The sequence below is a fragment of the Streptomyces zhihengii genome, from assembly GCF_016919245.1.
GTDB lineage: Bacteria > Actinomycetota > Actinomycetes > Streptomycetales > Streptomycetaceae > Streptomyces > Streptomyces zhihengii.
The window spans coordinates 1,959,952-1,980,556 of sequence record NZ_JAFEJA010000001.1; the positions used below are offsets into that span (position 1 = coordinate 1,959,952).

The following is a 20,605-nucleotide window of genomic DNA, read 5'->3' on the forward strand; positions in this document are numbered from 1 at the left end:
CGTTCTCCCATCGTGTCAGTCAGTCGGCGGCCGCGAGGGTTTCGCCGGTTGCCATGTCGGTGATCCGGATGGCCCGGTAGGGGCAGTAGTCGGCGGCGTCGAGCACGTCCTCGTCGGGCTCGATGCCCGTCTCGGTGGGCTCGGCCTTGCCGCCGACGAGACGGAAGCGGTCGGGCAGGGTGCCGTTGCACAGGCCGGCGCCCATGCAGGCCCGCTGGTCGACCTCGATGTGCCAGGTCATGAGGTCACCACCGCACGGGCAGCGCGGCCACACCGCGCACCACGTGGTCGGACTTCCACGGCACCTCCTCGGCCGGCACCGCCAGTTCCAGGCTCGGCAGGCGGCGCAGCAGGGTGCCGAGCGCGACCTGGAGTTCGAGCCGGGCGAGCGGGGCGCCGAGGCAGTGGTGGATGCCGTGCCCGAAGGCGATGTGCGGGTTGTGCTTGCGGGTCAGGTCCAGCTCCTCGGGAGCCGCGAAGACGCGCGGGTCGCGGTTGCCGACGGCGGGGAAGATCATGACGGCCTCGCCGGCCTTCACGAGCTGTCCGCCGACCTCGATGTCCTCGACCGCGATGCGGGTGTTCTCCGAGTAGGGGCTGAGCGGGGTGACCCGCAGCAGCTCCTCGATGGCGGTCGGCAGCAGCTCCGGTTCGGCGACCAGGCGCTCCCACTGCTCCCGCCGGCTGAGCAGGATGTAGAGGTGGTTCGCGAGCTGGTTGGCGGTGGTGTGGTGGCCGGTGGCGAGGAGCGCGATCGACATGGTGATCAGCTCCTCCTCGCTGAGCCGGTCCTCCTCGTCGCGCGCGGCGACGAGGGCGGACAGCAGGTCGTCGCCCGGCTCGGCGCGGCGCTTGGCGATCAGCGAGCCCATGTACTCGGGCAGCTTCTCGAAGCGGGCCTCGTTCATCTCCTCGAGCGTGTGCTCGTTGCCGATGGTCAGCCAGGTGTCGATCCAGCCGCGGAACTTGTAGTGGTCCTCCAGCGGCACCGCGAGCATCTCGCAGATGACGGTGATCGGCAGCATCCAGGCGTACTGGGAGGCCAGGTCACCGGTCTTGCCGGAGGCGATGAGGCGGTCCAGCAGGTCGTCGGCGATCTGCTGCGCGCGGGGCCGTATCAGCTCGACCCGGCGGACGGTGAACGCCTTGGCGACCAGCTTGCGCAGCCGGCCGTGCTCCGGGTCGTCCATGGAGACGATGTTCTGCTCCTCGAACGCCTTGCGGACGCGCGGGACGTCCTTGCCGACGGTCGCGGCGCGGCTGAAGCGCGGGTCGGCGAGCACGACCTTGATGTCGGCGTGCCGGGTGGCGAGCCACGCCTCGCCGCCGTACTGCATGTCCACGCGGGTGAGCGCCTGTTCGGCGCGGACCTCGGCGTAGCGGGGGTGGAGGTCGGTGGCGACCGGCTCCCCGAAGGGGTAGGCCGGTGCGCCGTGCATGGGGCAGCCCGGCGGAGGCACGGCCGCCGTCGCGCTGGATCCGGTGGTGTCCTGGTCGGTGACCGTCATCGTCGGGTCGCCTCTCTGTCCTGGTGGGTGATGTCGGTTCAGTTGCCGATGGCGCGCGGGTGGTCGAAGAAGCGGTACGGGTCGTACGCCCTCTTCAGCCGCTTGAGGCGGTCGTAGTTGACGCCGTAGTAGGCGTTCTGCCAGTTGTCGAGGTACATGTCCGGGAAGTTGATGTAGGAGTGGCCCCCGGACAGCGGGTTGATCACGTTGAAGCCGGTGGTGGCCCAGCCCACGGCGGCGTTGACGTCCTCGTCGGTGGGCGAGGCGTCCGGCAGGGCGACGCCGTAGCCGATGTGGAAGAGCGCGCCGCGGTGCACGAACGCGGTGTCGGTGGGCGCCTTGTCGCCGACGGCGCCGCCGAGGCCGACGAAGCTCAGGTAGCGGGTCTGGCCGGTGCGCGGCGCCGACTCGAAGGCGGCGAGCGCGGCGGCGGTCCCGGCGGTGCCGAGCGGCTGGTCGACGATGCGGGCGCGCATCCGCTGCCACAGGGTGCGCGGGTGGGAGCCGCCCTCGGCGAGGCCGTAAACGTACTGCATGCCGTCGGCGAACGGCAGGTCGAGGACCTTGCTGGTGGCGGGGGTGGAGCCGACCAGTCCGGCGAGCTCGGCGAGGCCGGCGTCGGCCTCCTCCTTGGTGCCGTAGTAGGCGCCCTGCTGGAGGACGATCGGCGGGTTGCCGGAGCCGGCGTCCGGCTGGATCACGATGACCTGGCCGGTGCTGTTGCGCGGGGTGGTCCGGTACCACTGCTGCCAGGTGTCGAGGAACTTCTCGGCGTCGTCCCAGCTCCAGATCTGCTCGTAGAAGACCATCCGGGGCACGGAGATGGGGCGCATCTCGACGTCGACGAGGACGCCCCAGTTGCCGCCGCCGCTGCCGCGCAGCGCCCAGAAGAGGTCGGGGTTGGAGCGCTCGGAGGCGGTGACGAGGCGGCCGTCGGCGAGGACCACCTTGGCGGAGACCATGCGGTCGGAGCCGATGCCGAAGGGGCGGCTCTGGTAGCCGACGCCGCCGCCGGAGTAGTAGCCGCCGACGCACACGTCGTGGCAGGTGCCGGTGACCATGCCCTGGCCGTACTGCTTGAGGACGCCGAGCGCCTCGATGCTCTGGGTGCCGGGGCCCACGTGGACGGTGGGCGAACCGCCGCCGGTGACGTGGTTCATGCGGCGGACGTCGAGCACCAGGCCCTCGCCGGTGGACCAGCCGGCGAAGTTGTGGCCGCCGCTGCGGGTGCGCAGTGTGAGGCTGTTGTCCTGGGCGAAGCGGACGACGGCCTGGACGTCGGCGGGGGTCTCGCCGTAGACGATGCCGGCGGGGGTGACGGCGTCGTACTCGCCGATGGCGAGCTGCTTGGAGGCGTCGTAGGCGGCGTCGCCGGGCAGCACGACATCGCCCTGGATGCGGGAGCGCAGGGCCGACCAGTCGGGGCACCGGCGCCGGCCGGCGGCCGGTGCTCCGGCGGCAGGTGCTCCGGCGGCCGCCCCGGTGGCGACCGTCGCGGCGAGGACGCCGCCGGCGCGGAGCAGATTCCTTCGATCGAGCATGGTTGCTTCCTCCGGAGATGGTGTCGTGCTGTCACTTGCACGCGTCGTCGAATGCGCACGTCGTCGGATGGGCGGTCGGATGTGCACGTTGTCGGATGTGCGCGAGAACCGTATTCGGCGGCGGATCCGGCCGTATTCCCCTAGCACCCCCCTCAGTTCGCCTCCCGCGACACCCTCCGCGAATTCAGGGTTTTCGCGGGATGGCCTGTTCCGTACGCTCTGGGCGCCGGGGAATTCCCCCGCCTCGCCAGCGAAGGAGATCGGCCGTGCCCGCAACCGTTCCGAGTGTGGACACCGATCCGCACATACGTGGCCGCAGCAAGCTTCCGTCCCTCACGGGCATGCGGTTCTTCGCCGCTCTTCTGGTGTTCTTCATCCACGCGCTCCAGCCGATCGGGCCGGTCGACCCCACGGGTCCGGTGAATCCGTTCGCGGACCAGGACATCGCGCAAGGGCTGCTGGAATTCTTCGCACCCGCCGGTTATCTGGGGGTGTCGTTCTTCTTTCTGCTGAGCGGATTCGTCATCACCTGGTCGGTGAAGCCGGGTGAAAGGCTGACGGCCTACTGGCGCCGGCGCGTCGTGAAGATCTTCCCGAACCACATCGTGATGTGGGCCGCGGCGATGATTCTCTTCGCGTCCGCCTACACTCCGGTGAGCACCTGGCTGCCGAATCTTTTCCTGGTGAATTCCTGGATCAACAAGTTCGATGTCCAGATGAGTGTGAACGCGCCGGCCTGGTCGCTCTGTGCCGAGCTGCTGTTCTATCTGGCGTTCCCGCTGCTGCTGCTCGGTGTGCGGCGGATCCGGGCGAGCCGGCTGTGGTGGTGGGCGGCGGGTGCCGCGCTGTCGACGGTCGGTGTGGCGCTGGTGACGACGTATCTGATCCCGGACACCCCCCGTTCGCCGATGATCCCGATCTCGACGACGCAGATGTGGTTCAACTACACCTTCCCGCCGATGCGGATGTTCGAGTTCCTGCTGGGCATGCTGCTGGCGCGGATCGTGATGGCGGGACGCTGGCCGCGGATCGGTGTCGTGCCGGTGCTGGGGCTGCTCGCGGCCGGGTACGCCGCGGCGATGTACGCGCCAGCGCCGTACAACTTCGTCTCCGTCACGGTGGTGCCGTTCGGTGTCGCCATCGCGGCCGCCGCGTCCGCCGACGTCCGCGGGGTGAAGACGTACCTGGACGGTCCGGTCATGCAGTGGCTGGGCAATGTCTCCTTCGGGTTCTACCTGTGCCAGGGCGTGGTCATCTTCTGGGGCCGGCAGGCCCTGCTGGGCAACGGGACGTACAGCACCCCGGTGGCCGTCCTGGTGATGGCGGGGATGTTCGTGGCGACGCTGCTCGCGGGCTGGTTCCTCTACGCCTGTGTGGAGACCCCGGCGATGAAGCTGTGGAGCAGGCCGCGCAAGCGGGCCGGCGCGGTGCCTCCGGTGCCCGCCGCGGCCCCCGCGGAGCCGGTCGCGGCCCCGGCCGCCGAGCCGGTCGCGACGGTGTCGGCCGGCGGCGCCCCGGCGCGCCCCTGAAAGCCGCCCGTGCCCGCACATCCCCCGCCGGGCACGGGTGAGGCGGTCCGTCCGGGTGTGGTGCGGCGGACGGGCCGCCGGCGCCCGGTGGATGCGGAAGGCCCGCATCCACCGGGCGCCTTCCGCTGTTCAGCCGCGCATCAGCTCGGCCACCAGGAAGGCCATCTCGACCGACTGCTCGGGGTTGAGCCGGGGGTCGCAGTTGGTCTCGTAGCGGGCCGCGAGCGAGGCGTCGTCCAGCCGGCGGGCTCCGCCGAGGCATTCGGTGACGTGGTCGCCGGTGAGCTCGATGTGCAGCCCGCCGGGATGGGTGCCGAGTGAGCGGTGGACCTGGAAGAAGCCCTGCACCTCGTCGAGGATGTCGTCGAAGTGGCGGGACTTGTACCCGCTGGCGGTCTCCTTGGTGTTGCCGTGCATGGGGTCGCACTGCCAGATCACCCGGTGGCCGGTCGCCGTGACCTTCTCCACGATGGCCGGCAGCACGTCGCGGACCTTGTCGCGGCCCATGCGGCTGATCAGGGTGAGCCGGCCGGGCCTGCTGTCGGGGTCCAGCCGCTCGACGTACTCCACGGCCTGTTCCGGCGTGGTGCCGGGGCCGATCTTGACGCCGATGGGGTTGGCGAGCATGGACGCCAGGGCCACATGGGCCCCGTCGAGCCGGCGGGTGCGCTCCCCGATCCACAGGAAGTGCCCGGAGAGCCCGTAGAGGCGGGACCTGCCGTCGTCGCCCTCCGCGGTGCGCAGCATGGCCCGTTCGTAGTCGAGGAGCAGGGCCTCGTGGCTGGCGTACACCTCGGTGGTGTGCAGGGCGCTGTGGTCGGCCTGGCAGGCGGACATGAAGCGCAGGCCGTCGTCGATGTCCGCGGCGAGGGCGCGGTAGCGCTCGCCGGCCGGGGAGTCGCGGACGAAGTCCTGGTTCCAGCCCTGGACGCGCCCGAGGTCCGCCGCGCCCGAGGCCATCATGGAGCGCACGTGGTTGAGGGCGGCCGCGGAGTGGGCGTAGGCGCTGAGCATCCGGGCGGGGTCGGCGACCCGCGAAGCGGGCGTGGGCGAGGCGGAGTTGACGATGTCGCCCCGATAGACGGGGAGGTTGAGGTCGTCGGTGGCCTTGGAGCGGGGCTTGGCGTACTGGCCCGCGATGCGGCCGACCTTGACCACGGGCAGGCTGGCGCCGTAGGTGAGGACGACGGCCATCTGCAGCAGGGTGCGGATGTTGGCGCGTACGTGGTCCTCGGTGTTGCCGGCGAACGTCTCGGCGCAGTCGCCGCCGTGCAGCAGGAACGCGCGTCCGTGGGCCACGTCGGCGAGGCGCCGGTGCAGCCGGTCGACCTCACCGGGCAGGACGAGCGACGGCATGCGTTCGAGGGTCTCGCGCACCTCGGTGACGGCGCCGGTGCGGGGGTAGTCGGGCTGCTGGGCAGCCGGGCGGGCGAGTGCGTCGGTCACCCGGGCCGCCACTGCGGGCGGCAGCGTCCCGGCCGCCTCACGCGGGCGGGTGACGGTCTCTATGAGTGCTGGCATGCGGTGGAGCGTAGGGAGGCCCGGCGAGGGGGCGGCCACCCTCCGGTAATCAGGTCTCCACTGCCGCCGGGGCGGGTTCCCCGCCGGTCGCGAGGGGCCCCGGAGCGCCGGTGCCGGGGCCGTCGAGGGCGAAGAACTCCCGGTAGAGGGCGAGCTGTTCGGCGAGCATGGGCGCGCCGGGGTGGACGGGCAGGCCGCACGCCTCCGCCGCCGCCAGCAGCGCGGTGCGGCGCGGCTTCATGACGATGTCGGCGACGAGGGTTCCGGGGCGCAGCCGGTCGGGGGCGAACGGGAGCGGGTCGTCCGGGCGCAGCCCGAGGGGGGTGGCGTTGACGGCGATGTCCGCGTCGACGGGGCCGTCCGCCCCGTGGACGCGGCCGGGCCAGGTGGGGGCGAGGCGTTCCACGAGGCGCTGCACGCGGGCGGTGTCGGTGTCCCAGACGGTGACCCGGGCGCCGGCCAGCAGCAGGGCGACGACGATGGCGGAGCCCGCTCCCCCGGCGCCGGCGACGCAGACGGTGGCGGTCTCGGGCCGGTGCCCCGCGGCGCGCAGGCCGCGGACGAAGCCCGCACCGTCGAAGTTGTCGGCGTACCAGCGGCCGTCGGGGCCGCGCCGCAGGGCGTTGGCCGAGCCGCTGAGGCGGGCCGCGGGGCTGATCTCGTCGGCGAAGCGGAGGCAGTCGGCCTTGTGCGGCACGGTGATCAGCAGCCCGTCGAGGTTCCGGACGCGCTGGAGGCCGGGCACGGTGGTGTCCAGGTCGCCGGGGCGCACATGGACGGGCACGAGGATCGCGTCGGTGCCGAGGCGGGTGAAGAGCGGGTTGAGCATCGCGGGCGCCTGCACCTGGGCGACCGGGTCGCCGAGCACGGCGTAGAGCCGGGTCGTGCCGGACACGGCGGGGGCGCCGGGCCGGGCCGGGGGCGCGTCCTGTGCGGCGAGGTCCGTACCGGTCACCGTTGCCTCCCTGTTCGCCCTGGCCGCGGCGGTGCGCCGGGGCGCCGGGCGCCGGGCCCCGCATCGCCGACGACACTAGGCGGGCCACGGCCGGGCGGGCATCCCCTCAGACCCCCCTGTGTGGGCGCCGCCCGGCCGATAAATCATGACGATTCGGGGCTAACAGCCCATTGACCTGCCGCCGGGACGGGCGTTCCATGGACATAAAGGACAGATAAGGCTGCGACAGGAGGCGGCCCGCCATGACCACCCGTTCCGACATTTCCCAGCACCCGGACCTCGCGGAGATGCGCTCCCGCTTCGAGCGCGCGACGTCCAACCCCGCGGCCCAGGGCGTCGAGGCCCTGGCCCTGCTCACCGGCGTCTACCTGGCGGCGTCGCCGTGGATAGCGGGCTTCAGCGGGCTGACCGGTCTCGCTGTGACCAACCTGATCCTCGGCATCGCCTACTGCGTCTGCATGAGCGGCTTCGCGTCGGCGTACGAGCGCACCCATGCCATGGCGTGGGCGGCCTGCGCCATCGGCGCGTTCACGATCGTCTCCCCGTGGGTCGTCTCGGGCGACGTGTCCACCACGCGCACGGTCGTCAACAACGTGATCGTCGGAGCCGTCGCCCTGCTCTGCGGTCTCGCGATGGCCGCCGGCGGCCGCGGCGGGCGCAAGCCGACCATCGGCCCCTCGTCGATGAGCTGAGCCACCCCCGCGCGGCGTCGCGCCGCTCCGGACGGGGGCCCCGGCACCTGCCGGGGCCCCCGTCCGGAGCGGTCGCGGTCAGGGCGCCGGCATCCCGCCGCCGCCCTTGAGGCGTTCCAGGTCGTCGGCGCGGACCTTGATCGCGAACAGCGCGATGACGGCGGCGACCACGGCGAAGATCGCCGCCGCGACGAAGGCCGCCGAGACGCCGGCGGTCAGCACCTCGTACGACCACGGCGGCGGCAGCTGCCCGCTGCGCTCGAACCGCAGGCGCTCCGCGGGGCTCGCCTGCGCGAGGAAGGCCGGGATCTGCTGGTTCAGCTCGCGGGTGGTGGCGGCGCCGGAGACCGTGACCAGGATGGAGAGCCCCAGCGAGCCGCCGACCTGCTGCGTGGCGTTGAGCAGCCCGGAGGCGGCGCCCGATTCGTGCACCGGCACCCGGGACAGCGCCATCAGGGTCAGCGAGACGAAGAGCATGCCCATGCCGAGGCTGAAGACCAGCATCGGCCCCAGGATGCTGCCCGCGTAGGTGGAGTCGACGTCCGTCATCGTCAGCCAGCCGAGCCCCGCCGCGGCCAGCAGCGCGCCCGTCACCATGAAGGGTTTGGGCCCGTAGCGCGGCAGGAGCTGCGAGGCGAGGCCGGCTCCGATCGCGATCACGGCGCTGACCGGCAGGAACGCCACCCCGGCCTGGATCGGGCTGAAGCCGAGGACGTTCTGCACGAAGAGGGTCAGGAAGAAGAACATGCCGAACATCGCCGCGGCGAGGCAGAGCATGATGCCGTACGTGCCCGCGCGGTTGCGGTCGGCGAACATGTGCAGCGGGGTGATCGGCTGCTTCGAGCGCCGTTCGACGGTGATGAAGAGGCTCAGCAGGATCACCGCGGCGGCGAAGGAGGCGAGGGTCAGCGGATCCCGCCAGCCGTCCTGTCCGGCCCGGATGAATCCGTAGACCAGTGAGGCCATGCCCAGGGTCGAGGTCAGCGCGCCGAGGACGTCGAAGTTGCCCGGATGGCGCTCGGACTCCTTGATGAAGCGCGGTGTGGCGGCGGCGATCAGCAGCCCGATGGGCACGTTGACGAAGAGCACCCAGCGCCAGTCCAGCCACTCGACGAGCACCCCGCCCGCCAGTAGCCCGATCGCGCCGCCGCCCGCCGAGACGGCCGCGAACACACCGAAGGCCCGGTTGCGCTCCGGGCCCTCCTTGAACGTGGTGGTGATCAGGGCCAGCGAGGTCGGCGAGGCGATGGCGCCGCCGACGCCCTGGAGGGCGCGGGCGCCGAGGAGCTGGCCGCTGTTCTGCGCGAGGCCGCCCAGCAGGGAGGCCAGCACGAACAGCAGCACACCGAAGATGAATACCCGCCGTCTGCCGAGGATGTCGCCGGCGCGTCCGCCGAGCAGCAGCAGCCCGCCGAAGGTCAGTGTGTAGGCGCTGACCACCCAGGACAGGGTGGTGGTGGAGAAGCCCAGATCGCTCTGGATGTGGGGCAGGGCGATGTTCACGATGGTGATGTCGAGGACCACCATGAGCTGACAGGAGGCGAGGACCAGCAGCGCCATCCCGTGTCCGCCGCCCTTGCCGGGGGCGCTGTCCTGAGCGGTTGTCGCGGGCTGCGGGGTCGTCATGAGCACCCTGCCTCGGTGGCCGGACATCCCCTGCCGCGGGCGTCACCCCTACGGCAGGTTTGCGGACGGGACCGTCCACTGTTCGACGTTAAGCCCGCCCCCCGGGCGTCACCACTCGATCAGGGGAGCACCGCCGTCCCGTCGACCTCGACGAGGCACTCCTCGTCCCACAGCCGGACCACGCCGATCACCGCCATCGCCGGGTAGTCACGGCCCGCCACCCGGCGCCAGACGCGGCCCAGTTCGGCGGCGTGGGCCCGGTAGTCGGCCACGTCGGTGGCGTAGACGGTGACCCTCGCCAGGTCGTGGGGCGTCCCGCCGGCCGACGCGAGGGCGGTGAGGAGGTTGGTGAGGGCCAGTTCGAACTGTTCCGGCAGCGTGCCGCCGACGACCTTGCCCTCGCCGTCCAGGGCCGTCTGGCCGGCGAGGAACACCAGCCGGGAGCCGGTGGCGGTGACCGCGTGGGAGAACCCGGCGGGCGGCGCGAGCTCCGCCGGGTTGTGCCGGTGCAGACTCATCCGGTGGCCTCCTCGGCACGCGCGTGCCGCGCGTACAGCTCCTTGGCGACGATGGTGCGCTGGACCTCGGTGGCGCCCTCGTAGATCCGCGGGGCGCGCACCTCGCGGTAGAGGTGTTCGAGCAGGTGGCCGCGTTGCAGCGCGCGGGCGCCGTGCAACTGGACGGCGGCGTCCACCACGTACTGGGCGGTCTCGGTGGCCAGCAGCTTCGCCATCGCGGCCCGCCGCGGCACGCCCTCCCGCCCCTCGTCGTACGCGCAGGCCGCCGCGTACACCATCAGCCGGGCGGCCTCGGTGCGGGTGGCCATCTCCGCCACGGTGTGGGCGACCGACTGGAGGTCCTTCAGCGGGGCCCCGAAGGCGGTCCGGGCCGCGGTGTGCGCCAGGGCGGCGTCGAGGGCCGCCTGCGCCATGCCCACGGCGAAGGCGCCGACGCTGGGGCGGAAGCGGTTGAGCGTGTCCATCGCCACCCCGAAGCCGCGGTCCGGCTCGCCGAGCACGTCGTCGGCGGTCACCGGCACTCCGTCGAAGGCCAGTGCCCCGATGGGGTGGGGCGACAGCATGTCGAGCGGTGTGCCGGTCAGGCCGGGGCGGTCGGCGGGGACGAGGAAGGCGGTCACGCCCCGGGCGCCCGCCCCTTCGGTCGTCCGGGCGAAGACCGAGTAGAAGTCGGCCTCGGGGGCGTTGGAGATCCAGCACTTCTCCCCGCTGAGCCGCCAGCCACGGCCGTCGGGGGCGGCCGTGAGGGCGAGTGCCGCCGCGTCGGACCCGGCGCCGGGCTCGCTGAGCGCGAAGGCCGCGACCGCGCGGCCCGCGATCACCTCGGGCAGCCAGCGCGCCCGTTGGGCGTCGGTGCCCGCGCGGAGCACCGGCGAGGCGCCGAGGCCCTGGAGCGCGAGCGCCGTCTCGGCCTCCGTGCAGCCGTGGGCCAGGGATTCGCGCAGCAGGCACAGTTCGAGCGAACCGGAGGCGAACAGGCGCTTCAGCAGGCCGAGTTCACCGAGGGCGGCGACCAGCGGGCGGTTGAGGCGGCCGGGCGGGCCCTGCTCGGCGAGCGGCCGCAACCGGTCGCGGGCCAGGTCGCGCAGCTCGGCGCACCAGGCGGTCTGTACCGGATCGAGTGAGAATGCGGGCATTCACGCCCTCGCTTCCGACGGTCGGGGGCCGGGCTCCGAGGCGGTGCGGTGGGTCGAGGCGGCAGATGTCCGGACGGCCGGGCACCCGGGGACGGCGGGCTCAGCCGCACCCGTACGGAGAGTATCGCGCACTGTTGACTGTCGTCACCATCACGATACGCTCGTCCGGCGTCCCCCTCATGGCGGGGGCCGATTCGCGACCCCACCACAGCCAGGGGGCGAACCATGGAGCTGACACCCTCGGCCCACCTCGACACCTTCGCGCGCGATCATCTGCCACCCCCCGGCGAATGGCCGGACCTGCTCCTCGACCTGCCGGCGCTCCGCTATCCCGAGCGGCTGAACTGCGCCGCCGAGCTGCTGGACACCACCGTCGCCCGCCACGGCCCCGCCCGGCCGGCGCTGCGCACCGGCGGCGGCGAGAGCTGGACCTACGGGGAGCTGCGCGAACGGGTGGACCGCATCGCGCACGTGCTCACCGACGGCCTCGGGGTGGTGCCGGGCAACCGGGTGCTGCTGCGCGGACCGACCACCCCTCATCTGGTGGCCTGCTGGCTCGCCGTGCTCAAGGCCGGGGCCGTCGCGGTCACGGTCCTGGCCCAGCAGCGGGCCGGGGAGCTGGCCACGATCTGCGCCATCGCGGAGGTCCGGCACGCCCTGTGCGACGTCCGCTCGGTGGACGAGCTGGTCAAGGCGGGCGTCCCGGGGCTCGGGATCACGGAGTACGGCGGCGCGGGGCCGGACGACCTGCTGCGCCTCGCCGCGCGGGCCTCCGGGGAGCCGTACCCGGCGGTGGCCACGGCCGCCGACGACGTCGCGCTGATCGCGTTCACCTCGGGCACGACGGGACGCCCCAAGGGGTGCATGCACTTCCACCGGGACGTGCTCGCCGTCGCCGACACCTTCTCGGCCCAGGTGCTGCGTCCCCGGCCGGACGACCTGTTCGCGGGCAGCCCCCCGCTGGGCTTCACCTTCGGCCTCGGCGGGCTCGTCCTCTTCCCCCTGCGCGCGGGCGCCTCGGCCCTGCTGCTGGAGCAGGCCGGACCCCACCAGCTCCTGCCGGCCGTCGCCGAGCACCGGGTGTCGGTGCTGTTCACCGCGCCGACCGCCTACCGCGTGATGCTCGACCACCTCGACGGGCACGACCTCCGCTCGCTGCGGCGCTGCGTCTCGGCCGGCGAGAACCTGCCCGCGGCCACCTGGCGGCAGTGGCACGAGCGCACCGGGCAGCGGATCATCAACGGCATCGGCGCGACCGAGCTGCTGCACATCTTCATCTCCGCGGCGGACGAGGACATCCGGCCCGGCACCACCGGCCTGCCGGTCCCCGGCTGGCAGGCGCGGGTGGTCGGCCCGGACGGCCGCCCGGTGCCCGACGGCGAACCGGGCCTGCTCGCCGTGCGCGGCCCGGTCGGCTGCCGCTACCTCGCCGACCCCCGCCAGCGCGCGTACGTGCGCGACGGCTGGAACCTGACCGGCGACACCTATGTGCGCGAGCCGGACGGCCGCTTCCGCTACGTCGCCCGGGCCGACGACATGATCATCTCGGCGGGCTACAACATCGCGGGCCCGGAGGTGGAGGACGCCCTGCTCCACCACCCCGACGTGGCCGAGGCGGCGGTCGTCGGACACGACGACGAGCTGCGCGGGCAGATCGTCGTCGCCTACGTCGTGCTGCGCGACCGGGTGCCGGGCGGCCCGGACACGGCGGAGGCGCTCACCGAGGCGGTCAAGGAGCGGCTCGCCCCCTACAAGTGCCCCCGCCGGATCGTCTTCCTGGACGCCCTGCCGCGTACACCCACCGGCAAGCTGCAACGCTTCCGCCTGCGAGCTCTAGAGTGATCGCGTGGCCGAGCTGCACACTCCGCGATCCCTGATCGTCACCCTCTACGGCGCCTACGGACGGACGCGCCCGGGGCCCTTCGCCGTGGCCGAGCTGATCCGGCTGCTGGGGGCCGTCGGCGTCGACGCGCCGTCCGTCCGCTCCTCGGTGTCCCGGCTGAAACGGCGGGGCCTGCTGGTGCCCGGGCGCACCGCGGACGGCGCCGCCGGGTACGCGCTGTCCGACGACGCGCGGCAGCTCCTCGACGACGGCGACCGGCGGATCTTCGCCGGCGCGCCGGCCGAGCTCTCCGACGGCTGGGTGCTGGTCGTCTTCTCGGTGCCGGAGTCCGAACGCGCCAAGCGGCACCTGCTCCGCTCCCGGCTCGTCCGGCTCGGCTTCGGGTCGGCGGCGCCGGGCGTGTGGATCGCCCCGGCCCGGCTGTTCGACGAGACCCGGCACACCCTGCGCCGGCTGCGGCTGGACCCGTACGCGGACCTGTTCCGCGGCGAGCACCTGGGCTTCACCGCCACCGCGGAGGCGGTCGGCCGCTGGTGGGACCTGGCGGCGATCGCCAAGCAGCACGAGGAGTTCCTCGACCGGCACGAGCCGGTGCTGCGGGCCTGGGAGCGGCGCGAGGACACCCCGGCGCGGGACGCCTACCGCGACTACCTGCCCGCCCTGGACTCCTGGCGCCGGCTGCCGTACGCCGACCCCGGCCTGCCCGCCGCCCTGCTGCCGCAGGGCTGGCCGGGCGGCCGCTCGGCGGACGTCTTCACCCGCCTCCACGCCCGCCTCCGCGACCCGGGCGAGGCTTTCGTCGGGAACTGAGCGACGGGGCCCGCGGGGCGCGGGCGGCCGGCGCGGCAACCCCGGGCGACCGCTCCCGGCCGGGGCGGCTGCGGGCGTCCCGGTGTCCCTGACGGGGCCCCGCCGACGCGGCGGCCGGGAACGGTCGCCGCCGCACCCGCCGTGCGCGCGGGCAGTCGACCGGGCGTCCGCGTGCGAGCCGCCCGCGGGCGCCCTGCGGGCGGACCGAGGGGCCGCCGGGGCGGGGCGCCGGACCCGCGGGCCCGGCGGTCGGAGACGGGGCGGTCCCGGGACGGGGCGCCGGGGCCCCGCGGGCCGCGGGCCCGGCGGTCAGCGGCCGGGCGATGGCGGTCCCGAGGCGGTGAGGCCGAGGCGGGGGCGGGCTCGGCGGTCAGCGGCGGAACGAGGGGCCGCCGGGACGGGGCGCCGGGGCCCCGCGGGCCGCGGGCCCGGCGGTCAGCGGCCGGGCGAAGGCGGTCCCGAGGCGGTGAGGCCGAGGCGGGGGCGGGCTCGGCGGTCAGCGGCGGAACGAGGGGCCGCCGGGACGGGGCGCCGGGGCCGCGGGCCCGGCGGTCAGCGGCCGGGCGGGGGCGGTCCCGGGGCGGTGAGGCCGAGGCGGGGGCGGGGGGCGTCGGTGCGGCCGGTCGGGGGGGTGCGACTGCCCGCCCGGTACGGGGGCGGCCAGACCGCGCCCTCGCCCCGGTAGCCCTGCTCGGCCGCCGCGTGCAGCGTCCACTGCGGGTCGTACAGGTGCGGCCGGCCGACGGCGCACAGATCGGCGCGCCCGGCGAGCAGGATCGAGTTGACGTCGTCCCAGGAGGAGATCGCGCCCACGGCGACCACCGGGACGCCCGTCTCCGCGCGGATCCGGTCCGCGAACGGCGTCTGGTACGAGCGCCCGTACTCGGGCCGCTCCCCGGCGACCACCTGCCCGGTGGAGACGTCGACGGCGTCCGCCCCGTGCTCGGCGAAGGCACGGGCGAAGGCGACGGCGTCCTCGGCCGTGGTGCCACCGTCCGCCCAGTCGGTCGCGGAGAGGCGGACGGTCATCGGCCGGTCGTCCGGCCAGATCTCCCGCACGGTGTCGAAGACCTCCAGCGGGAAGCGCAGCCGGGCCCGGAGCGATCCGCCGTAGGCGTCGGTGCGCCGGTTGGTGAGCGGGGAGAGGAAGCCGGAGAGCAGATAGCCGTGCGCGCAGTGCAGTTCGAGGAGGTCGAAGCCGCTCTCCACGGCCCGGCGGGTGGCCGCCGCGAACTGCTCGCGGACGGCGTCCAGCCCGGCGGCGTCCAGCTCGCGGGGGGTCTGGCCCACACCGGGCAGGTAGGGCAGCGCCGAGGCCGCCGTCAGCGGCCAGTTGCCGTGCTCCAGCGGCTGGTCCATCCCCTCCCACATCCGCCGGGTGGACCCCTTGCCGCCGGAGTGGCCGAGCTGGATCCCGACGGCGGTGCCGGGTGCCTGGCCGTGGACGAAGTCGGTGACGCGGCGCCAGGCGGCCGTGTGCGCGTCGGTGTACAGGCCGGTGCACCCGGGGGTGATGCGGCCCTCCGGGCTGACGCACACCATCTCCGTCATCACGAGCCCGGCGCCGCCGAGCGCGCGCGCCCCGAGGTGGACGAGGTGGAAGTCGCCGGGGAGCCCGTCCTCGGCCGAGTACATGTCCATGGGCGAGACGACGACCCGGTTGCGCAGGGTGAGTCCGCGCAGCCGGAAGGGGGTGAACATCGGCGGTGTGCCGGGCGGGCAGCCGAACTCGCGCTCGACGGTGTCCGTGAAGGCGGCGTCGCGCAGCCGCAGGTTGGCGTGGGTGACCCGGCGGCTGCGGGTGAGCAGGTTGAAGGCGAACTGCCGCGGCGGCTGCCCGAGATGGCGCCCCAGGTCCTCGAACCAGCGCAGGCTCGCGGCGGCGGCGCGCTGGGTGGACTCCACGACCGGCCGGCGCTCGCTCTCGTACGCGGCGAGCGCGGCGGGCAGGTCCGGGTGCTCCCCGACGCAGGCGGCGAGCGCGAGGGCGTCCTCGACGGCCAGTTTGGTGCCGGATCCGATGGAGAAGTGCGCGGTGTGGGCGGCGTCGCCCAGGAGCACCGTCCGGCCGTGCGACCAGCGGTCGTTGACGACGGTGCGGAAGGCCGTCCAAGCGGAGGAGTTGCCGCGCAGGGGGCGGCCGTCCAGCGCCTCGGCGAAGATCTTGGCGCAGCGGGCCGCGGACTCCCGCTCGTCCAGCCGGTCGAAGCCGGCGTCCCGCCAGACCTCCTCGCGCATCTCGACGATCACGGTGGAGGCGTCGGCGGCGTACGGGTAGCCGTGGAGCTGCATCACGCCGTGCTCGGTCTCGGCGATCTCGAACCGGAAGGCGGAGAACGCGAAGCCGGCGGAGAGCCAGATGTAGCGGCAGCGGTGGGAGGTGATCCGCGGCCCGAAGACGTCGGCGTGCGCCGCCCGGGTGGCGCTGTGCACACCGTCGGCGGCGATCACCAGGTCGTGGGTGCCGGCCAGTTCGGCGGCGGACGGCGCCGGGGTGGAGAAGAGCAGCCGGACGCCGAGCGAGGCGCAGCGCCGGTGGAGGATCTCCAGCAGCCTGCGGCGGCCCAGGGCGGCGAAGCCGTGGCCGCCGGAGCTCTGGTGGTGCCCGCGGTGGACGATGTCGATGCCGTCCCAGCGGACGAACTCCTCCTGGAGCGCGGCGTGGACGACGGGATCGGCGTGCGCGATGCCGCCGAGGGTCTCGTCGGACAGGACGACGCCGAAGCCGAAGGTGTCGTCGGGGGCGTTGCGTTCCCAGACGGTGACGTCCCGGCGCGGGTCGAGCCGTTTGAGCAGCGCGGCGGCGTAGAGGCCGCCGGGCCCGCCGCCGATGACGGCGACCCGCAGACCGCGGTCGCCGGCCGGTGGCGGCGGCCCGGGCGCGCCGCCCGGCGGGCGCATCAGCGGCCCCGCCACTTCGGGGGCCGCTTCTCGGTGAAGGCCGCGTGGAACTCGGCGTAGTCCTCGCCGTTCATCAGCAGGGCCTGGGTCGCGGCGTCCATCTCGACGGCCGCCGCGAGCGGCATGTCCAGCTCGGCCGTGAGCAGCGCCTTGGTCTGCGCGTACGCGAGGGCGGGCCCGTCCGCGAGGTGCCGGGCGAGCTCGGCGGCCCGGGCTCCGGCGCCTCCCTCCTCGACCAGCTCGCTGAGCAGGCCGATCCGCTCGGCCTCCGGCGCCCGCACCGGCTCGCCGAGCATCAGCAGCCGGGTGGCGTGGCCCAGGCCGACGACCCTCGGCAGCAGATAGGCGGCGCCCATGTCGCCGCCCGACAGGCCGACCCGGGTGAAGAGGAAGGCGAAGCGGGTGGAGGGTTCGGCGATCCGGAAGTCGGCCGCGAGCGCGAGCACGGCGCCCGCTCCGGCGGCCACCCCGTGGAGCGCCGCGATCACCGGGAACGGGCACTCCCGCACGGCGCGGACCACCTGGCCGGTCATCCGGTTGAAGTCGAGGAGCTGGGCGGTGTCCATGGAGAGGGTGGCGCCGATGATCTCGTCGACGTCACCGCCGGAGCAGAAGCCGCGCCCCTCGCCGCCGAGCACCAGCGCGCGCACGGAGCGGTCGCGGGAGAGCTCCGCCAGCAGGTCGCGCAGGTCGGCGTAGGCGCCGAAGGTGAGCGCGTTGAGCTTGTCGGGGCGGGCGAGGGTGACGGTCGCGACCCCGTCGTCCCTGGTCAGCCGCAGATGGTGCCATGCGTCGGTCGGCGGTGCTGATCCGGTAAAGGGGCTCACGTGTGCTCCTTCGGCGGGCGGTCTGCTGCGGCCTGCCCCTCGAAGTTATCACCTGTTTGTGACTGCCGTCATGAGTGCGCGATAGAGCGTTGTGACAGAACGCGGGTCTCGTCATGGTTCCGGCACAGGTCGCCGCCGATCCCGTCCCGGCCGGCGATCGGCGCCCCGCGCGTTCGTAGGGTGGGGGGACGACCGACGCCGAACGGACATCCAGTGCCCGACTCACCCGCTCCCGCCTCCTGGCACGTACCGCTCCCGCACACCGCGGCCGCCGTGCCGATGGCCCGTGCGGCGATACGGGCCGCCCTCGCCGGCTCCGACGACCCGGCCGGCCGGGACACCGCCGAGCTGCTCACCGCGGAGCTGGTCGCCAACGCCGTCCGGCACACGCCCGGCGGCTCCCGGATCGAGCTGGTCGTCGAGCTGCTGCCGAAGCAGTGCCGGGTGGAGGTGCGCGACGCCGATCCCGAGCCGCCCGCCGCCCTGTCGCCGCACGCGCCGCGGCCGGAACCGGGCCCCTGGCAGGAGCACGGCCGGGGGCTGCTGCTGATCCGCTCGCTCAGCGCCGAGTGCGGGCACCTGCTCACCGCCTGGGGCAAGGGGGTCTGGTTCTCCCTCACCGTCCGGAACTGACCGCGCGGGAACCCCCGCCCCCGGACCGCCTCAGGCCCCCTGAACCCCTGAACCCCGGGGTCGCCTCAGACCCCCGGAAACCCGGTTCGTCCGGGAAGCCTCAGGCCCCCCGGACACCCCGCCCCTCGCGCGGGCCGCTCAGCCGCGGCCGCCGGCCAGGGTCGCGACCAGGACCGCCTTGATGGTGTGCATCCGGTTCTCGGCCTCGTCGAAGACCACCGAGTGGGCCGACTCGAAGACCTCGTCGGTGACCTCCAGCTCGGACAGCCCGTGGCGCTCGTGGATCTGCCGGGCGACCTTGGTGCCCAGGTCGTGGAAGGCCGGCAGGCAGTGCAGGAACTTCACGCCGGGGTTGCCGGTGGCGCGCAGCACGTCCATGGTCACCGCATACGGGGAGAGCGCCTTGATCCGCTCGTCCCAGACCTCCTCGGGCTCCCCCATCGACACCCACACGTCGGTGACGACGAAGTCCGCGCCCTGCACGCCCTCGCCGATGTCCTCGGTGAGCGCGATCCTCGCCCCGCTCGCCGCCGCCAGCTCCTGCGCGGCGGCGACGACCTCCACGGCCGGCCAGTAGGCCCGGGGCGCGACGATCCGCACGTCCATGCCGAGCAGTGCCGCGGTGACGAGGTAGCTGTTGCCCATGTTGAAGCGGGCGTCGCCCAGGTAGGCGAAGGCGATCCGGTCCAGCGGCTTGTCGCAGTGCTCGGTCATGGTGAGCACGTCGGCGAGCATCTGGGTGGGGTGCCAGTCGTCGGTCAGCCCGTTGTAGACGGGGACCCCCGCGTGCGCGGCGAGCTCCTCCACCGTGTGCTGGGCGTCCCCGCGGAACTCGATGGCGTCGAACATCCGGCCGAGGACCCGTGCGGTGTCCTTCGCCGACTCCTTCTTGCCGATGTGGGAACCGGCCGGATCGATGTACGTCGTCGACGCGCCCTGGTCGGCCGCGGCCACCTCGAAGGCGCAGCGCGTACGCGTCGACGACTTCTCGAAGATCAGGGCGATGTTCCTGCCCCGCAGCCGCTGGACCTCGGCGCCGGCCCGCTTCGCGGCCTTGAGTTCCGCGGCCAGGGCGAGCAGGCCGCGGAACTCCTCTGCCGTGAAGTCCAGCTCCTTCAGAAAGTGGCGGCCTTCGAGATGTATCGCCATGATGGCTGCTCCTGGGTGGCGGAAAAGCGATGAACCCGTGGAAGTCTATACGACGACCTGCATCGCTATACAGCCCTCGACCCGAGTGTTCACCGCACCGCCTCCCGCTCGACGGGACAGCTCATGCACCGGGGCCCGCCCCGCCCCCGGCCCAGCTCGCTGCCGGGGATCTCGATCACCTCGATGCCCTGCTTGCGCAGGAAGGTGTTCGTCGTCGCGTTGCGCTCGTAGGCCACCACCACCCCCGGCTCCACCGCGAGCACGTTGCAGCCGTCGTCCCACTGCTCCCGCTCGGCCGCGTGCACGTCCTGGGTCGCGGTCAGCACCCGGATGTCCTTCAGGCCGAGCGCCGCCGCGATGGCGTCGTGCATCCGCTCCGGCGGATGGTCGCTGACCTTCAGGCCGCCGGAGGTGTCGCCCGGCTCGATCGTGTAGGAGCGGAGCATGCCGAGGCCCGCGTACTGCGTGAAGGTGTCCGCGTCGACCATGGTCATCACCGTGTCGAGGTGCATGAACGCCCGGCGCTTCGGCATGTCCAGCGCCACGATGGTGCGGGCCGAGCCGGCCGCGAAGAGACCGCGCGCCAGCATCTCCACCGCCTGCGGCGTGGTCCGCTCGCTCATCCCGATCAGCACCGCGCCGTTGCCGATGACGAGCACGTCGCCGCCCTCGATGGTGGACGGGTAGTCGTCCTGCCCCTCCGACCAGTGGTGGAAGTGCGAGGCGTGCTCCCCGACGAAGTGCGGGTGGTACTTGTAGATCGCCTCGAAGTGCACCGTCTCGCGCTGACGCGCGGGCCAGCGCATCGCGTTGATCGAGACCCCGTCGTATATCCAGGCCGAAGTGTCGCGGGTGAACAGGTGGTTGGGCAGCGGCTGGAGCAGGAAGTCGTCCAGGTCCATCGTGTGGAAGCGGACCGAGGTCGGCTCGGGGTGACCGGCGAGGAACTCCCGCTTGGTCATCCCGCCGACGAGCGCCTCGACCAGGCGGGGCGCGGACATCTCGTCGAACGCGGCCCTCAGGTGGCCGGTGGCGAGAGGTCCGTACTCCTTCTCGTCGAAGACCCGGTCCAGCACGAGCTTGCGCGCCTCCCCGATCTCCAGCGACTCGCGCAGCAGATCCCCGAAGAGGTGCACCTTCACCCCGCGGTCGCGCAGCACGTCCGCGAAGCCGTCGTGCTCCTGGCGGGCGCGGCGCACCCAGAGCACGTCGTCGAAGAGCAGCGCGTCCTTGTTGCTCGGTGTGAGCCGTTTCAGTTCGAGATCCGGCCGGTGGAGGATGACCTGGCGCAGCCGGCCGGTCTCGGAGTCGACGTGGAATGCCATGTCTCCATCCTTGCCGGACGGGGAGCCGTTCACCCGGCGAACGGCCGACTCCGCTATCCGGAGTGCTCAGGGCTTCTCGTTCGGATCTCGG

General features: G+C 73.4%; 17 protein-coding genes. 5 read left to right on the forward strand and 12 right to left on the reverse strand.

Features of this window, described 5'->3' with window-relative positions; all coding sequences use genetic code 11:
• Positions 1-19 precede the first annotated feature (19 nt).
• From JE024_RS08100 to JE024_RS08110, 3 genes are read right to left on the reverse strand one after another with little or no spacing between them, the layout of a single operon-like run.
• A complete protein-coding gene (locus tag JE024_RS08100) occupies positions 20-241 on the reverse strand; it encodes a ferredoxin (RefSeq protein ID WP_205372952.1) in 222 nt (73 codons plus the stop codon).
• Between the two features lie 4 nt (positions 242-245).
• Complete coding sequence (locus tag JE024_RS08105) at positions 246-1,508, reverse strand: cytochrome P450 (RefSeq protein ID WP_244882685.1); 1,263 nt, start codon at positions 1,506-1,508, stop codon at positions 246-248.
• 38 nt (positions 1,509-1,546) lie between these two features.
• On the reverse strand, positions 1,547-3,049 hold the full coding sequence (locus tag JE024_RS08110) for an FAD-binding oxidoreductase (RefSeq protein WP_205372953.1): 1,503 nt from the start codon (positions 3,047-3,049) through the stop codon (positions 1,547-1,549).
• Between the two features lie 266 nt (positions 3,050-3,315).
• Between JE024_RS08110 and JE024_RS08115 the strand changes: the two genes are divergently transcribed.
• On the forward strand, positions 3,316-4,578 hold the full coding sequence (locus tag JE024_RS08115) for an acyltransferase family protein (RefSeq protein WP_244882688.1): 1,263 nt from the start codon (positions 3,316-3,318) through the stop codon (positions 4,576-4,578).
• Positions 4,579-4,707: 129 nt separating this feature from the next.
• Here the strand turns inward: JE024_RS08115 and JE024_RS08120 are convergent, their stop codons facing one another.
• Positions 4,708-6,099: a class II 3-deoxy-7-phosphoheptulonate synthase gene (locus tag JE024_RS08120; protein WP_205372954.1), complete on the reverse strand. Its 1,392-nt coding sequence runs from the start codon at positions 6,097-6,099 to the stop codon at positions 4,708-4,710.
• Between the two features lie 49 nt (positions 6,100-6,148).
• The gene (locus tag JE024_RS08125) at positions 6,149-7,054 is read right to left on the reverse strand and encodes a shikimate dehydrogenase family protein (RefSeq protein WP_205372955.1); all 906 of its coding nucleotides are present in this window, start codon (positions 7,052-7,054) and stop codon (positions 6,149-6,151) included.
• Positions 7,055-7,296: 242 nt separating this feature from the next.
• Between JE024_RS08125 and JE024_RS08130 the strand changes: the two genes are divergently transcribed.
• Positions 7,297-7,746, forward strand: a complete 450-nt coding sequence (locus JE024_RS08130) for an SPW repeat protein (protein WP_205372956.1) — start codon at positions 7,297-7,299, stop codon at positions 7,744-7,746.
• A 78-nt stretch (positions 7,747-7,824) separates the two neighbouring features.
• On the opposite strand, the gene JE024_RS08135 is transcribed toward JE024_RS08130, so the two are convergent.
• From JE024_RS08135 to JE024_RS08145, 3 genes are all read right to left on the reverse strand, one after another.
• Positions 7,825-9,306, reverse strand: coding sequence for an MFS transporter (locus JE024_RS08135; protein WP_244883141.1), 1,482 nt, complete (start codon positions 9,304-9,306; stop codon positions 7,825-7,827).
• Positions 9,307-9,491: 185 nt separating this feature from the next.
• Entirely contained in the window at positions 9,492-9,890 is a 399-nt protein-coding gene (locus JE024_RS08140) for a RidA family protein (RefSeq protein WP_205372958.1), read from the reverse strand.
• Positions 9,887-11,026 carry an acyl-CoA dehydrogenase family protein gene (locus tag JE024_RS08145; protein WP_205372959.1) on the reverse strand — a complete coding sequence of 380 codons (1,140 nt, stop codon included), beginning with the start codon at positions 11,024-11,026 and terminating at the stop codon, positions 9,887-9,889. The genes JE024_RS08140 and JE024_RS08145 overlap by 4 nt, the downstream gene beginning before the upstream one ends.
• Positions 11,027-11,251: 225 nt before the next feature.
• Here JE024_RS08145 and JE024_RS08150 point away from each other — a divergent pair, with 225 nt between their 5' ends.
• Both JE024_RS08150 and JE024_RS08155 read left to right on the forward strand, forming a co-directional pair.
• Positions 11,252-12,868 carry an AMP-binding protein gene (locus JE024_RS08150; protein ID WP_205372960.1) on the forward strand — a complete coding sequence of 539 codons (1,617 nt, stop codon included), beginning with the start codon at positions 11,252-11,254 and terminating at the stop codon, positions 12,866-12,868.
• Positions 12,869-12,872: 4 nt separating this feature from the next.
• Positions 12,873-13,679 (forward strand): PaaX family transcriptional regulator, encoded by an 807-nt coding sequence (locus JE024_RS08155; RefSeq protein ID WP_205372961.1) that lies wholly within the window; start codon positions 12,873-12,875, stop codon positions 13,677-13,679.
• Positions 13,680-14,231: 552 nt separating this feature from the next.
• Here the strand turns inward: JE024_RS08155 and JE024_RS08160 are convergent.
• Together JE024_RS08160 and JE024_RS08165 are read right to left on the reverse strand one after the other, a co-directional pair.
• On the reverse strand, positions 14,232-16,580 hold the full coding sequence (locus JE024_RS08160; protein WP_205376442.1) for a bifunctional salicylyl-CoA 5-hydroxylase/oxidoreductase: 2,349 nt from the start codon (positions 16,578-16,580) through the stop codon (positions 14,232-14,234).
• Positions 16,580-17,407, reverse strand: coding sequence for an enoyl-CoA hydratase family protein (locus JE024_RS08165; RefSeq protein ID WP_205372962.1), 828 nt, complete (start codon positions 17,405-17,407; stop codon positions 16,580-16,582). The genes JE024_RS08160 and JE024_RS08165 overlap by 1 nt, the downstream gene beginning before the upstream one ends.
• Positions 17,408-17,620: 213 nt before the next feature.
• Here JE024_RS08165 and JE024_RS08170 point away from each other — a divergent pair, with 213 nt between their 5' ends.
• The gene (locus tag JE024_RS08170; protein WP_244882690.1) at positions 17,621-18,040 is read left to right on the forward strand and encodes an ATP-binding protein; all 420 of its coding nucleotides are present in this window, start codon (positions 17,621-17,623) and stop codon (positions 18,038-18,040) included.
• A 138-nt stretch (positions 18,041-18,178) separates the two neighbouring features.
• Here JE024_RS08170 and argF read toward each other — a convergent pair whose 3' ends face one another.
• Positions 18,179-19,189 (reverse strand): ornithine carbamoyltransferase, encoded by a 1,011-nt coding sequence (argF, locus tag JE024_RS08175; protein WP_205372963.1) that lies wholly within the window; start codon positions 19,187-19,189, stop codon positions 18,179-18,181.
• An 89-nt stretch (positions 19,190-19,278) separates the two neighbouring features.
• Positions 19,279-20,514, reverse strand: a complete 1,236-nt coding sequence (locus JE024_RS08180; RefSeq protein ID WP_205372964.1) for an arginine deiminase — start codon at positions 20,512-20,514, stop codon at positions 19,279-19,281.
• Positions 20,515-20,605: the final 91 nt, after the last annotated feature.